A 13041-nucleotide genomic window follows, 5' to 3' on the forward strand; every position below is an offset into this window, starting at 1 on the left:
ATGCTGGAGCTTCTTTTCTGCTCGGCGCTGACGATCCTGCCGGATTTCCTGTTCCGCCGCTACCGGCAAGGCAGACGCATCGGCTACGAGATCACGCTGTACTCGGTCTGGTACGAGCTGCGCTACGGCATCGTCGCCTGCGTGTTCCTGACCGTCAGCCTCATCACCACGATCTTCTACTTCCACCCGGCCACTTCGGCGGCAGTTGCCATGTACCGCACGGTGCCGATCGTGCCCGAGGGCATCGGCCGGGTCTCCGAGGTCTATGTCTGGCTCAACGAGAAGGTCGAGGCGGGCCAGCCTCTGTTCCGGCTGGACGACAGCGAGCAGAAGGCGGCGGTGGCGACGGCGGAAGCGAAGGTGGATGAAGTCAGGGCCGCTCTGGCCGTAGCAACTTCGCAGATCGCCCTGACGGATGCGCGCATCATCGAGGCGCGGAGCGCGCTGAAGCAGGCCGAGGACGAGCGCGACACCAAGGCCGAGATCCGGCGGCGCAATCCCGACGCGGTGGCTCCTCGCGAGATCGAGCGGCTGCAGAACGTCGTCGACGGCCGTGCCGGGGGCCTGAAGGCGGCAGAGGCCGAGAAGGTGACGCTGGCGACGCAGATCGAGACCCAGCTTCCTGCCGAACTGCGCACCGCCGAGGCGGCGCTGGCCCAGGCGCAGGCCGATCTGGACAAGACGGTGATCCGGGCCGGAGTCGCGGGCGAGGTCCAGCAATTCACGCTCCGGGTTGGTGACCTGGTGAACCCGATGATGCGTCCTGCCGGGGTGCTGGTGCCCGCGGAAGCCGGGCGCGAAGCGATCCAGGCCGGCTTCGGCCAGATCGAGGCGAACGTAATGCGCCCGGGCATGGCAGCGGAGATCGCCTGTATCGCCCGACCCTTCACGATCATCCCCATGGTTGTGACCGAGGTGCAGTCGACCGTCTCGAGTGGGCAGGTCCGCGGCAGCGACCAGCTTTTCGATCCGGTGCAGGCAGCGCAGGTGCCCGGCACGATCGTGGCCTATCTTCAGCCGATGTTCGAGGGCGGTCTGGACGGCATCCCGCCGGGCAGCGTCTGCACCGCCAATGCCTACACAAGCTATCACGAGCAACTGAAGGACCCCAACCTCGGGACGTTCCAGCGGATCGGCATGCATGTGGTCGACACGGTCGGCCTTGTCCACGCCCTGATCCTGCGGATGCAGGCTGTGGTCGCACCCGTCCAAGTGCTCGTCTTCTCCGGCGGTCACTAGGGGGCCCCGATGAGCGGTGGCGATCATAAGCCCGCTGACAGTCTCGCGCGTCGGCTCGACCTGTTGGCAAGCCTGCGCGGATACAAGGCCGCCTGGCTACCGACCGATATTGGCGCCGGGCTTGCCATCGCGGCAGTCGGGCTGCCCTCTGCCATCGCCTATCCTGCGATTGCGGGTCTGCCGGCAGAGACCGGCATTTATGCCAGCATCGCCTCGGTGCTCGCCTATGCGGTTTTCGGTCCCTCGCGGCGGTTGATAGTTGGGCCCGATGCAGCGACGGTCACCCTGATGGCGAGCGTGATGGGCGCGGCGATCGGCGCCTCTGCGGGCGGAGATGCGCGGGTTGCAGTGGCAGCAGCCCTCGCCATCGTGGTCGGCGCCATCTGTGTTCTGGCGCGGCTGCTCAAGTTCGGCAGCATCGCGAGTTTCCTGTCCCGCCCGATCCTGATCGGTTTCTTCGCCGGCGTCGCGCTGTCGATCCTGGTCGGCCAGCTGGGCAAGATCACCGGGTTGAAGATTGATGCCCCCGGTCCGGTTTCGTCGCTGATCGAACTCTTTTCCAAGGTCGACGCAATCCATTGGCCATCGTTGATCCTTGCTGTTGCGATGTTCGCGGTCCTTATGGCTGCGCCTCGGCTCAAGTCGCCGGTCCCGGGGCCGGTGATCGTCGTGGTGCTGGCAACGCTCCTGTCCTGGCTGTTCGGCTTCGAGGCGATGGGCATGCGGGTGGTCGGTGCGCTGCCGGAAGGTCTGCCCAGCCTTGCCTTGCCGGATTTCAGCAGCCTGTCGATCCCGGATTTCCTCATGGGGGCCGGCGCGGTCTTCCTTGTCAGTTTCGGTGCGGGGATCATCACCGCCCGGAGCTTTGGCGAGATCACCGGAGAAGAGGTCGATCCGAACCGCGAACTGGCGGGGTTCGGCGCCGCCAATGTCGCATCCGGGCTGCTGGGCGGGTTCCCGGTGACGGCGTCGGACAGCCGCACGGCGGTGAACCTTTCGGTCGGAGGGCGGACCCAACTGGCCGGGGTATTTTCGGCGATCGCCCTGTCGGCGGCGATGCTCTTTTTCAGCGATCTGCTGCGGCTTGTCCCGCTGCCGGCGCTTGGCGCGATCCTTGTCGCAGCGGCACTTGGCCTGATCGATCTGAAGGACCTGCGCGAGGTTTGGCGGATCAGCCCGATAGAGTTCGTCTTCGCCATAATCGCGATGGTAGGTGCTATCGGATTTGGTGTGTTGCAGGGGGTCATCATCGCCATCTTCGGCACGCTTGCGCATGTTGTGCTGAACGGGATGCATCCGCGCGTGGTGCTGCTTGGCCGGCTGCCGAACCAGGCCGGTTTCTACAAGATGCACCGCTCGGAGCGTGTGCAGCCGATCCCGGAGATGACCATCGTCCTGATCCAGGACAGCCTGCTGTTCTACAGTGTCGACCATGTGAAGGCGCGACTGGCCGAGATCCGCGCGAACCTCGCGCCCGGTACGCGCTGGCTGGTTCTGGATGGTTCGGCCCTCGCACAGATCGACGTGACGGCGGCGGCCATGCTGCAGGAGTTTCATCGCAGCCTGGAGGCAGACGGAATCCGGCTGGCGGTGGCCGAACTGTCGTCGGAGGCGACGGCCCTTCTGCGGCGGGCGGAGCTGATCGACGAGATTGGCGAGACGATGTTTTTCGACGACCTCGAGGACGCGGTGCGTGCGTTCGAGGCGGAACAGAATGGCTGACTGGAGAAATACCCATCAGCCTTTGAAGGGAGAGGACGATGGCCAAGAAGCACAAGAACAACACGAGTGATGTTGAGAGCGACGCTGGCGCGAAGATGACGCGCAAGGCCTATGAGAAAGCGATCGCGGATATCCAGGTTGAAATCGCGCATCTGCAGGCCTGGGTTAAAGCTACCGGGGCACGGATCGTCATCATCTTCGAAGGGCGCGATGCCGCCGGAAAAGGTGGCATGATCCGCCGCCTGACCGAGAGGGTCAGCCCACGCGTGTTCCGGGTCGTTGCCATGCCGACGCCAAGCGATCGCGAGAAATCGCAGATCTTCATGCAGCGCTACATCGCGCAGTTGCCGGCCGGGGGAGAAGTCGTGGTTTTTGACCGCAGCTGGTACAACCGGGCGGGTGTCGAGCGGGTGATGGGGTTCTGCACCGACGAGCAGGCGCGGCGGTTTCTTGAGACGGCACCGCAGTTCGAAGCGTCGCTGATCGAGTCCGGGCTTATCCTGCTGAAGTACTTCCTGGATGTCAGTCCGGAAGAGCAGCACCGCCGGTTCGAACAGCGCATTCACGACCCGCTGCGGCAGTGGAAACTCAGCCCGATGGATATCGAATCCTACCGGCGCTGGTGGGACTATACCCGCGCCTATGACGAGATGATCCGGATGACGGATACGCGCCATGCGCCCTGGTACATCGTGGAATCGACCGACAAGAAGGCAGCGCGCATAAACTGCCTGACGCATCTTCTGTCGAAGATTCCTTACGAACGAGTGCCGTTCGACAAACCCAAGCTTGGCAAGCGAAAGAATCCACCCAAAGACTATGTCGCAGATCCGCATGTAAGGACCTACGTGCCAAGTGCGACCTGACCGGTTCGGTCGATTGGTAGGCATGCCTTGGCGGAAGATTTCTCTGCCAAGGTGCTTCGGTCTGGAAAGACGGACGGTCGCCGCGTAAAGCTTTGCTCGTTCAGAAGTTTCACGGCAGGAGACCGGGGTGGCAGCGTCAGGCAGAAGCACAACCCGTGCGGCCGTGCCGGGGACTGTCGTGCGTTTCCTGCTGTTCTTGCTGCTCTGGGGCATTTTGATCGGCCCGGCCCCGGCCAATCTTGTTGCAGGGTTGCCCGCTGCGGCGTTGGCCTGCTGGGTCAGCCTTTGGCTGTTGCCGCCATTCGGGCAGACACTTTCGCTGTCTGCCCTTCTTGCGGTGCTGGTGCGCCTTCCGGGACAGTCGCTGATCGCCGGTCTTGATGTTGCACGACGCGCGCTGTCACCGGCCATGCCGCTTCGGCCAGGGATTGTCGCTTACCGCACAGACATTCCGCCTGGATTGGAGCGGGACGCGTTCCGCGCGCTGATGAGCCTGCAGCCGGGCACATTGCCGGTCGGCGAGGATGCGGACGGGGCGCTTCTCATTCACTGCCTCGACGTCGACCAGCCGGTCACGCATCAGCTGGCCCTGGAAGAGGCGCGGTTCCGTCGGGGCACGGGGAAGGGCTCGCATGGCTGAGTTCCTTTTTGCCGCCGCCGCGATCGTGCTTGTCCTGACTGGGCTGGGGCTGGCGCGAATGCTCTGGGGGCCGTCGCCCGCCGATCGGATGATGGCGGCGCAGCTGCTTGGTACAGGGGGCGGGGCCATCGCGGTCCTTGTCGCTATCGCGGGGGACATGACGGCGGTGCTCGACATTGCCCTGACCCTGGCCTTGCTCGCGGCTTTTGCCGCGGTGGCCCTGACGCTCGGCGAGCCCGGATCGAAACGGCGCGGGGGCGAGGAATGAGCCTGCTTCTCGACCTCTTCACCATTGTCGCGGTCTCGGGCGGGCTCTTCTTCTTCCTGGCCGGGACGGTTGGCCTCCTGCGATTTCCCGACACGCTGACGCGCCTTCATGCCCTGACCAAGGCCGACAATCTGGGGCTGGGGCTGATCGTTCTGGGCCTCTTGCCGCAATGCCCCGATATTGTCTCGGCGCTGAAGCTTGTTGCGATCTGGGCGCTGGTGCAACTGGGCGGTGCCACGGCAAGCCAGCTTATCGCCGAATTTGCGCGGCGGGGCGGGGGAGAGCGATGAGCCTTGCCGTCGATCTTGTCATGGTCCTGCTGATCCTGACGGCTGCCGTCTGGACGATCCTTGCCCGCGACCGCCGCGACGCGGTGATCGCCTTCATCGTGCTTGGCCTGCTGCTGTCGCTGGTCTGGATGCGCCTGTTGGCCGTGGACGTGGCGCTGACCGAGGCGGCCGTCGGTGGCGGGGCGACGGGCCTCGTCCTGCTGCGCGCCTGCGCGCGGCTTCTGCCGGTCGAAGCAGATGGGGCGCTGCCCGGTCTTCGGCTGCAAGTCGCGGTGGGCGTTCTTTGTGCGGTCGTGGGCGCCTGTCTGGCAGCGGTCATTCTGTCGCCTCCCGAACCTGCTCCTTCGCTCGCCCCGGCCGTTGCCGCCCACATGGAAGACGTTGGGCTGAAGAACCCTGTCACTGTTGTGCTGCTGGCCTATCGCGCGCTGGATACGCTTCTTGAGAAGGTCGTGCTGGTCCTTGGACTGATCGGGGTCTGGGCGTTGGCGCCGGACCTGTTCTGGGGCGGGCGGCCAGCCTCGTTGCGAGCTGCGGTCCCGAGCGGGACGCTGACCTTCCTGGCGCGGGTGCTGCCGCCGATCGGCGTGCTGATCGGCATCTACCTCGTCTGGAACGGTGCGGATCATCCGGGTGGCACCTTCCAGGGGGGAACGGTGCTGGCGGCGATGTGGCTTCTGGTGATGATGGCCGATCTTGGCGATCCGCCCGAGACGCGGGCACTGCGGCTGCGGCGGCTTGTGGCGGTTGGCCCGGCGCTGTTCATCGCCGTCGGGCTGGCCGGTTTCGGGATGGCGGACGGGTTCCTGTCTTATCCGCCGGGCTATGCCAAGCCGATCATCGTCGCCGTCGAGGTAGCGCTGGCGCTGTCGATCGCGGTCATCCTCGGTCTGATGGTGGCAGGGCCCGCCGCCAAGGAGCCGGACCAATGACGCCCGCGACGCTTTACGGCCTTTGCGCGGCGGCGCTGGTGGCGATCGGGCTTTTCGGCCTGATCCTGCATCCGTCGCCCCTGCGCAAGGTGATCTCGTTTAATCTTGTCGGCAGCGGCACCTTCCTGTTCTTCGGCGTCGCGGCCCGGCGCGGGGCGGTGGCAGGCTTCCTTGGCGACCCGGTTCCGCAAGCGATGGTGATCACGGGGATCGTCGTGGCTTTCGCAGCCACCGCTCTGGCTGTCGCGCTGCTCTTGCGGATGCTGGAGAGTGGAGCGCCGACCGTCGACGGCCCGCCGGAACAGCCGGACGACCTTTCACCATGATGCCCTATGCAACGACGCCGGGCGGATGGATGCTGGTCCTCGCGCTGATGTTGCCCGTTGTGGGGATGCTCGGCATCTTTGCCCTCGGCTTGCGCCATGCCGAGCGCATCGCCCATGCGACGCTCCTGGCCGGGCTTGCCGTGGCGCTGGCCATCGCGGTCGAGGTCGGGCGCAGCGGGCAAGCGGTGACCTATCTGATCGGTGGTTGGCGGCCACCGCTCGGCATCGCCCTGCAGGCCGACGGCCTGTCGGCCGTGCTGATGGTGATGACGTCGGTGATCCTCTGCTCGGTCGGTGTTTTCGCGCGGGGCAGCTTCTCCTCTCCACCCGACGGGGCGGAGGTGCGGCGGCCCTTCGTGTTCTGGACGCTTCTTCTGGGCCTATGGAGTGCGCTGAACACGGTCTGGCTGGCGCAGGACTTGTTCAGCCTGTTCGTGGCGCTGGAGCTTCTGACCTTCTCGGCCGTGCCGCTGGTCTGTCTGGATGGCAGCCGCGATACGTTGCGCGCCGCCCTGCGCTATCTGCTATTCGCGCTGGCTGGTTCGGTCTTCTACCTGATGGGCACGGGGCTGATATATGGCGCCTATGGGACCATGGACATCGCGAGCCTGCATCAGGTTGCCCGCGCCGACTGGGCCACCTCAGTTGCGCTTGGCCTGATGATCGTTGGTCTGATGGCCAAGGCCGCGCTTTTCCCCTTGCACCTGTGGCTGCCGCCCGCCCATGCCGGGGCCCCGGCGGCGGCGAGTGCCGTCCTGTCGGCGCTGGTGGTGAAGGCGCCCTTCATCCTGATCCTGCGGCTCTGGTTCGATGTTGCGCCGCAGCCGCTGCCGGCAGCAGCCGGTGCGATGCTTGCCGGCCTTGGAGCGGCAAGCATCCTGTTCTGCAGCATCATGGCGCTCAGGCAGGCGCGGCTGAAGCTGATGATCGCCTATTCGACCGTGGCCCAGGTCGGCTACCTGTTCCTCGTCTTCCCGCTGGTCATGGGCAGTGCCGCCGAAATGCCCTGGGACTCGGTCGGCTGGACAGGCGGAGTGCTGCAACTGGTTTCCCACGCCTTTGCGAAGGCCGCGATGTTCCTGGCGGCAGGGCTGATCGCAGAGGCGCTTGGCCATGACCGCATCGCCGACCTCGGCGGTGCGGCGAAGGGCGTGCCGGTCACCGTCGCCGCCTTTGCCCTGGCCGGGCTGTCGCTCATGGGCCTGCCGCCGGCGGGCGGGTTCATCTCCAAGCTGATGCTGCTGACCGCTGCGGTCGAGACGGCGAACTGGTGGATTGCGGCGACGATCCTGGCCGGGGGCATCCTGGCCGCGACCTACGTCTTTCGTGTGGTGGGGAGCGCGCTGGCGCAACCGCGGGCCGGGTTGGTGATGAAGGCTGTCCCCCTGAACCGTGAGCTTGCGGTTCTGACGTTGGCCCTGATCGCCGTGGCGCTTGGTTTCCTGCCGCTTCAGCCGCTCGACTATCTCGGCATTGGCCGCGGAGGGATGCCATGACGGGGCAAGGCCTGCTGATCGCCTCATCGGTCGTCGTGCCGCTCCTGATGGCACTGGCCTGCCTGTCGCCTGCCGTCCGCGGCAGGATGCCCGGCTGGCTTGCGATCGCCCCGCTTCCTGCACTGCTGGCCGCGTTCCTGGCGCGCGGAGGCAGCATCGTCGTGGCGCCCGCGCCCCTGCGCCTGACGCTGGCGCTGGACGATGTGGGCGCGATGCTGCTGGGGGGCGCGGCGCTGCTCTGGGCGGCGGCGGGTGCCTATGCTGCGAGCTACATGCGCGGGCAGCCAGGGCTTGGGCGGTTTGCGGTCTGGTGGCTGCTGACCCTGACCGGCAGTCTCGGGACCTTCCTGGTTGCCGATCTGACGAGCTTCTACCTTGCCTTCTCGGTCGCGAGCCTTGCCGCCTTTGGTCTCGTGTCCTTCGAAGGATCGCCAGCGGCACTCCGGGCGGGACGGGTCTACATGGCTCTGGCGCTTCTCGGTGAGGCCTTCATCCTGTTGGGCTTCGTCATGCTGGCCATCGGCGCGCCGCCCGGCAATCCGCTGATCGGCGAGGCGGTGGCGTTCTTCCCCTCCTCGCCGTTGCGCGATCCCGCTCTCGCGCTCCTCATACTTGGCTTCGGGCTGAAGATGGGGCTCGTGCCGCTGCATGTCTGGATGCCGCTGGCCCATCCGGTCGCGCCGATGCCGGCATCGGCGGCGTTGAGCGGGATCATCGTCAAGGCCGGAGTGATCGGGCTGATCCGCTTCCTGCCACTTGAGGCGGCTCTGCCGGGCTGGGGGGCGACGCTGGTCGCGGTCGGGCTCTTCACCGCCTTCTACGCGGTGGCGGTCGGGGTGACGCAAACGCAGGTGAAGACCGTGCTTGCCTATTCGACGGTCAGCCAGATGGGCTTGGTGGCGGCCGTCTTGGGGGCGGGGTTGATGGCGGCCGCGCCGGGGACGGCGCTGCTTGCCGGGTTCTATGCGCTGCACCATCTGCTGGTGAAGGGCGCGCTGTTCCTGGGCGTGGGCGTCGCCATGGCGACCGGGCCACGCCATCGCCTGCTGGTGCTCGGGACCATGACGCTGCTGGCCCTCAGCCTCGCAGGCCTGCCGCTGACCAGCGGGGCGCTCGCGAAGTATGCGACCAAGCCCCTGTTCGGGGATGGGCTGGCGGCGACGCTTGCAACCCTGTCGGCAGCGGGCAGCACGGTGCTGATGCTGCATTTCCTGCGCCTGCTTGGCGGAGTGGCCAAGCCCGGCGCCGAGCGGCCGCCCACCGGCATCCTGTGGCCCTGGGCGGCAGTTGCCGTCGCTGCCTTCGTCGCCCCCTGGGCCATGTTCGCCTGGGCAACCGCGCTGCCGCTTTCGGCCAGCCTTGGTGCCAAGGCCCTTTGGGCAGCGCTGTGGCCGATCGGGCTGGGCGCTAGTGTCTGGGTGGCACTGCGCTTCGTCAGGCTGCCGGCGATCCCAGAGGGCGATGTTGTCGTTCTGGCCGACCGGCTGGCACCGGCGGTCGGCCGCGCGGGTGAGGCGGTCGAGCGGGCGGACATCTGGCTTCGCCGCTGGCCGGTCGCCAGCATGATGCTTGCGGTGCTGGCGATTGCCCTGACGGTTCTTCTTTCGGCTGGCTCCTGAGGCGGGGTTGCGGTTGCTGACCGTTCGGCAAATGATCCGGGCCTATCCCCGAGGAGCCGACAGATGACCGACCGCAGCCCCGACGCGCTTCACCCCATCGCCCGCGATCCGTCGGCCTTTGCCCGGCATTTGGTGATCCGGATGGTCTTTGCCGAGCCGCATCAGGTCGAGGCCGAGATGGAAGTGACCTCGGCCCACTTAAACCGCAACGGTGTGCTCCATGGCGGGGCGATCATGGCGCTGGCCGACACTGTTGGCGGGACCGGGACCTTCCTGAACCTCAAGGAAGGCGAGGGGACGACGACGATCGAAAGCAAGACCAACTTCTTCCGCGCCGTCCCGGCAGGGGACAAGGCGCGCGCCATTGCCGTGCCGCTGCACCTCGGCCGCCGCATGCAGGTCTGGCAGACGACGATCCTGCGCGGCGATGGCAAGGTCGCGGCGCTGGTCACGCAGACCCAGATGGTGCTGCCGCCGGGGGACCGGAGCTAGGCCAACGCCCGTTCCACCGCCACGCCGGCTGCGGCGGCAATGGCGGTCAGCACCGTGCCCCAGGCCATGTCCACGGCGACCATCGTCGGGCTCCAGCCCTTCATGATCGTCCAGCTGGTCAGCTCGTAGGTGCCATAGGCCATCGCACCCAGGATCGCTGCCGTCAGCAGGACCGACCCCCCGTCGCGCAGCGCGGTGACCGAGACCAGAGCCAGGATGCCCGCCGGGTAGAGCAGGTAGAACAGCATTGCCGGCACGAGTTGCAAGTTAGGGGCCATCAGATCGGCGATGTGCCGCTTGAACAGAGGCTGCATGACATAGGTCAGCATCGCCGCGTCGAGGGCGAGGAAGACGGCCAGCGTAACGAGGTAAAGGCGGACAAGGGACATGCGTGCTCTCCTCCGGTTCTGTTCAGCTAGTGCGCGTGCCGTCTTTGAAAAGATGGTACAGGCGCAAACGCTTTGCGCCTCTAGCAGCCGTTGCAGGCCGATCCCTGGATGGAAGGTCTCGCGAAGGCGCGCTGTGACCAGCGCTATCAGGACGAGGCCAAGGACCAGTATCCCCTCCAGCCAGAGGCCAAACTGGTTGCGGGCAGGAACGAAGGGACGCGTCTGAGTCATGTTGCAGCACTGCCGGGTCAGGCCGGCAATGTCAGGCGAAGCGGGGACGGCTGGCTGCCGGCCACACTAGATGCAGGTGGTCTTTTCATCCTGCAGCGGCTGGACCAGGCTAGGTTACGGCTCGGACTCAGACGGATGACGTCACCGTTAAGATCACTCGACGGGGCAGCCGTTCTGGCTCGGCGTTCCGGCGAAGCGGTCCTTGAGCCACGGCAGCAGCAACGGGGTGGCGGCGCCCGGCGTGGTGAAGTGGCTCTGCTCGCCCTCGAGCTGGACGCGGGTCACGTCGCCGCCCAGCCCGCACATCTGCGCCTGGTAGAGCTTGCCCATGACGGGGTCGATGACAGTGTCCTTCGTGCCCCAGTAGATGACGACCGGCGCGACCGGCTTGACCGGCGCGACACTCGCCGCGACCAGCGCCTTTGCCCAGGCCAGCGAGTTGACGGGTTGCGGGTTCAGGAGCGTCTTGTAGCTGTCGGCATAGGCAAAGTTCAGCGTGTCGGCCCCGGCATGCATGCATTTCTTGCTGAACACCTCGTCGATGACCTTGGCCCCGTCGGCGGTGAAGATGTCGGTGAGCTTCAGGTCCGGAAAGGCTGCGGGCATCGCCCACATGCTCATCGCGTAATGGGTGAAGTTGAAGATGTTGTCCGAGAATTGCTGCGCGAGTCCCGGGATCATCTTGTCGGCCCCGGCCTCGGTCAGTGCATCGGGCGGGATCAGCACGGCGACATCCTGGGGCGCCATCGCGCCGAAGCCCACGAACTCCACCCCGTCGGCGGCGGTGCCGGTCTGTCCGATATAATCCGCAAGGCTCGCCGCGCCGAGCACGGCGCCGCCGCCCTGCGACCAGCCAAAGATCGCGGCCTTCTTCGCCCCGCCCGACAGGCCCATGGAAGCGACTGCCCGCGCCGCGTTGATCGCGTCGCGCCCTTGCGTCGCGGCGATCGCGTATTGATGCGTCCCGCCGCCGCCAAGCCCCTGGTAATCCGGCGCGATCACCGTATAGCCCGCGACGATCATCTCGGTCAGTCCGGGGATGCCGAAATCGGTCCAGGAGGTGCCGCCGACCAGGAAATACTCGTTCAGGTCCTGCGCCGGATTGAGCACCTGCGACGGTCCGCAATTTTGCGCCGTGCCGGTGGTGCCATGCGCCCAGACCACGATCGGACGGCCGCCGGCGGGCGGCTCCCCCTGAGGGGCGACGACCAGCGCGGTCGAGATCGTCGGGCGCTCGCCCACATCCGAGGAGAGGAACGCGATCCGCCAGGCCTGCGCGCCGGGAACCGCGGTCGCCACATCCTCGCGTGCGATCACGGTGCCGAGCTTGCCGGTCGCGGGCAGGCTCTGGACGCCGGCATAGAAGGGCGGGACATCCACCCCTTGCGCGAGGACGCCGCCGGAAATAAGGCCGAGCGAAACCAAAGTCGATGCGAACAGGCGCTTCATGGCGATACCTCCCAAAATCCGCCGGGTGATGGACCGGCTTTCGGCGCAGGGCCCCTCCCAACCCGACCGCGCCGTCCCAGTCTGACACGCCCATATGGCAACGGTATGGCCCGCTTGCAAAGCCGCCCCGCACGCCTCCCGCCGAGGCATGGAGCTGCATGGGGGACAAGACGTAGGGCGGGGTTCACCCCGCCGAACCGGCGCAAAGGCGGGGTGAACCCCGCCCGACGGTCAGGTGTCCCCAGAATGTGGGGTGTGCAATGAATGCGCACCATAAGACTTGCTACAAGGCCGCGCTGCCATTGATCGTTTGAATGAGTAAATGAAGCTTCTCGAGGCGAAATGGTCCAAGCTCGGCGACGTTTGGAACTCTGAAGTAGTCTTCACCTTCAGGATCATCCGGTGGCAAAAAGAACGGCTTCAACGCTTGCAGGTTTATTTCAAAAGATGGGTTTCTCTTTATCTCTTCGACGATCATGGAATCCACCTTTGACGCCTCTTCTAGATCGTGTCGAATAATATAGTATCCAACCGCTCCGTGTTCATCTCCCTTAATCCAAGGGCAAACCATACCGAGGTCAGAGCCGAAAAATGCGGCAAGCCGAGATATTTCCAAAAGGCAAACAGATTTAGGATCACGCTCCAGAACCGTCTCGTAGGCTTTAGTTCGGACTCTCGTCCCAAGAATCGCAAATCGTCCACTAAGCAGCATCTCGGAAACTGAGTCTTCGCCCGGATACGTTTCTCCTGACCAGTATCTTCTAGCTGCGTCATGGCCGAGCGCATCAAAGTTAGTCGCCCACCCCATGTCGTACACCTCTCTTCGGTAGGTGCTGTCCAAAGGTGCGATCTCTACGAGGTTCTCTGGTTCGTATCGCCCCAACATCCCAATTCCGCGCTTTGCATCATCAATGCTCGGAAAGGCAAACACGGCTTCAAGCCGCGAGAGTTGGCCTATGCAGTGCGTACGTCGGTAACCTTCAAGCTTGCCCTCTCTCAAGATGGTTGAATTAATCCCACGATGTAGAGTGTCGAACAAGAAGAACGATGGAGGTCGAGGTTCGATTGTCTCGCGATCTGGA

Annotated in this window: 14 protein-coding genes; 11 read left to right on the top strand and 3 right to left on the bottom strand. The window is 65.5% G+C overall.

Features of this window, described 5'->3' with window-relative positions; translation table 11 throughout:
• The 11 genes from L0V05_RS18955 to L0V05_RS19005 all read left to right on the top strand — a co-directional run bounded on the left by L0V05_RS18955 (position 1) and on the right by L0V05_RS19005 (position 9890).
• Positions 1 to 1239 (top strand): HlyD family secretion protein, encoded by a 1239-nt coding sequence (locus L0V05_RS18955; protein WP_234873064.1) that lies wholly within the window; start codon positions 1 to 3, stop codon positions 1237 to 1239.
• 9 nt (positions 1240 to 1248) lie between these two features.
• A complete protein-coding gene (locus L0V05_RS18960) occupies positions 1249 to 2961 on the top strand; it encodes a SulP family inorganic anion transporter (RefSeq protein ID WP_234873065.1) in 1713 nt (570 codons plus the stop codon).
• Between the two features lie 38 nt (positions 2962 to 2999).
• Entirely contained in the window at positions 3000 to 3827 is an 828-nt protein-coding gene (gene ppk2, locus L0V05_RS18965) for a polyphosphate kinase 2 (protein WP_234873066.1), read from the top strand.
• Positions 3828 to 3954: 127 nt separating this feature from the next.
• Positions 3955 to 4467 carry a Na+/H+ antiporter subunit E gene (locus tag L0V05_RS18970; protein ID WP_234873067.1) on the top strand — a complete coding sequence of 171 codons (513 nt, stop codon included), beginning with the start codon at positions 3955 to 3957 and terminating at the stop codon, positions 4465 to 4467.
• Positions 4460 to 4735, top strand: coding sequence for an MrpF/PhaF family protein (locus L0V05_RS18975; protein ID WP_234873068.1), 276 nt, complete (start codon positions 4460 to 4462; stop codon positions 4733 to 4735). The genes L0V05_RS18970 and L0V05_RS18975 overlap by 8 nt, the downstream gene beginning before the upstream one ends.
• Complete coding sequence (locus L0V05_RS18980; RefSeq protein WP_234873069.1) at positions 4732 to 5025, top strand: monovalent cation/H(+) antiporter subunit G; 294 nt, start codon at positions 4732 to 4734, stop codon at positions 5023 to 5025. Before L0V05_RS18975 ends, L0V05_RS18980 begins: the two co-directional genes overlap by 4 nt.
• Complete coding sequence (locus tag L0V05_RS18985) at positions 5022 to 5957, top strand: MnhB domain-containing protein (RefSeq protein ID WP_234873070.1); 936 nt, start codon at positions 5022 to 5024, stop codon at positions 5955 to 5957. Before L0V05_RS18980 ends, L0V05_RS18985 begins: the two co-directional genes overlap by 4 nt.
• On the top strand, positions 5954 to 6283 hold the full coding sequence (locus L0V05_RS18990; RefSeq protein WP_234873071.1) for an NADH-quinone oxidoreductase subunit K: 330 nt from the start codon (positions 5954 to 5956) through the stop codon (positions 6281 to 6283). The genes L0V05_RS18985 and L0V05_RS18990 overlap by 4 nt, the downstream gene beginning before the upstream one ends.
• Positions 6283 to 7779: a complex I subunit 5 family protein gene (locus L0V05_RS18995; protein WP_234873072.1), complete on the top strand. Its 1497-nt coding sequence runs from the start codon at positions 6283 to 6285 to the stop codon at positions 7777 to 7779. The genes L0V05_RS18990 and L0V05_RS18995 overlap by 1 nt, the downstream gene beginning before the upstream one ends.
• The gene (locus L0V05_RS19000; RefSeq protein ID WP_234873073.1) at positions 7776 to 9398 is read left to right on the top strand and encodes a complex I subunit 5 family protein; all 1623 of its coding nucleotides are present in this window, start codon (positions 7776 to 7778) and stop codon (positions 9396 to 9398) included. The genes L0V05_RS18995 and L0V05_RS19000 overlap by 4 nt, the downstream gene beginning before the upstream one ends.
• 63 nt (positions 9399 to 9461) lie before the next feature.
• Positions 9462 to 9890, top strand: coding sequence for a PaaI family thioesterase (locus L0V05_RS19005; protein ID WP_234873074.1), 429 nt, complete (start codon positions 9462 to 9464; stop codon positions 9888 to 9890).
• On the opposite strand, the gene L0V05_RS20695 is transcribed toward L0V05_RS19005, so the two are convergent.
• The 3 genes from L0V05_RS20695 to L0V05_RS19020 all read right to left on the bottom strand — a co-directional run bounded on the left by L0V05_RS20695 (position 9887) and on the right by L0V05_RS19020 (position 12959).
• Positions 9887 to 10510 (bottom strand): DUF2177 family protein, encoded by a 624-nt coding sequence (locus L0V05_RS20695; protein WP_319937965.1) that lies wholly within the window; start codon positions 10508 to 10510, stop codon positions 9887 to 9889. The two genes, L0V05_RS19005 and L0V05_RS20695, sit on opposite strands and share 4 nt — an antisense overlap.
• Positions 10511 to 10663: 153 nt before the next feature.
• Positions 10664 to 11959, bottom strand: a complete 1296-nt coding sequence (locus L0V05_RS19015; RefSeq protein ID WP_234873075.1) for an alpha/beta hydrolase — start codon at positions 11957 to 11959, stop codon at positions 10664 to 10666.
• 283 nt (positions 11960 to 12242) lie between these two features.
• Entirely contained in the window at positions 12243 to 12959 is a 717-nt protein-coding gene (locus tag L0V05_RS19020) for a hypothetical protein (protein WP_234873076.1), read from the bottom strand.
• Positions 12960 to 13041: the final 82 nt, after the last annotated feature.

This window comes from Alitabrizicola rongguiensis, assembly GCF_021491355.1.
GTDB lineage: Bacteria > Pseudomonadota > Alphaproteobacteria > Rhodobacterales > Rhodobacteraceae > Aliitabrizicola > Aliitabrizicola rongguiensis.

What these genes read in the sequence shown, in the direction of transcription:
- L0V05_RS18955 (WP_234873064.1), top strand. Translation starts at nt 1, where the DNA reads ATGCTGGAGCTTCTTTTCTGCTCGGCGCTGACGATCCTGCCGGATTTC.
- L0V05_RS18960 (WP_234873065.1), top strand. Translation starts at nt 1,249, where the DNA reads ATGAGCGGTGGCGATCATAAGCCCGCTGACAGTCTCGCGCGTCGGCTC.
- ppk2 (WP_234873066.1), top strand. Translation starts at nt 3,000, where the DNA reads ATGGCCAAGAAGCACAAGAACAACACGAGTGATGTTGAGAGCGACGCT.
- L0V05_RS18975 (WP_234873068.1), top strand. Translation starts at nt 4,460, where the DNA reads ATGGCTGAGTTCCTTTTTGCCGCCGCCGCGATCGTGCTTGTCCTGACT.
- L0V05_RS18980 (WP_234873069.1), top strand. Translation starts at nt 4,732, where the DNA reads ATGAGCCTGCTTCTCGACCTCTTCACCATTGTCGCGGTCTCGGGCGGG.
- L0V05_RS18985 (WP_234873070.1), top strand. Translation starts at nt 5,022, where the DNA reads ATGAGCCTTGCCGTCGATCTTGTCATGGTCCTGCTGATCCTGACGGCT.
- L0V05_RS18990 (WP_234873071.1), top strand. Translation starts at nt 5,954, where the DNA reads ATGACGCCCGCGACGCTTTACGGCCTTTGCGCGGCGGCGCTGGTGGCG.
- L0V05_RS18995 (WP_234873072.1), top strand. Translation starts at nt 6,283, where the DNA reads ATGCCCTATGCAACGACGCCGGGCGGATGGATGCTGGTCCTCGCGCTG.
- L0V05_RS19000 (WP_234873073.1), top strand. Translation starts at nt 7,776, where the DNA reads ATGACGGGGCAAGGCCTGCTGATCGCCTCATCGGTCGTCGTGCCGCTC.
- L0V05_RS19005 (WP_234873074.1), top strand. Translation starts at nt 9,462, where the DNA reads ATGACCGACCGCAGCCCCGACGCGCTTCACCCCATCGCCCGCGATCCG.
- L0V05_RS20695 (WP_319937965.1), bottom strand. Translation starts at nt 10,510, where the DNA reads ATGACTCAGACGCGTCCCTTCGTTCCTGCCCGCAACCAGTTTGGCCTC.
- L0V05_RS19015 (WP_234873075.1), bottom strand. Translation starts at nt 11,959, where the DNA reads ATGAAGCGCCTGTTCGCATCGACTTTGGTTTCGCTCGGCCTTATTTCC.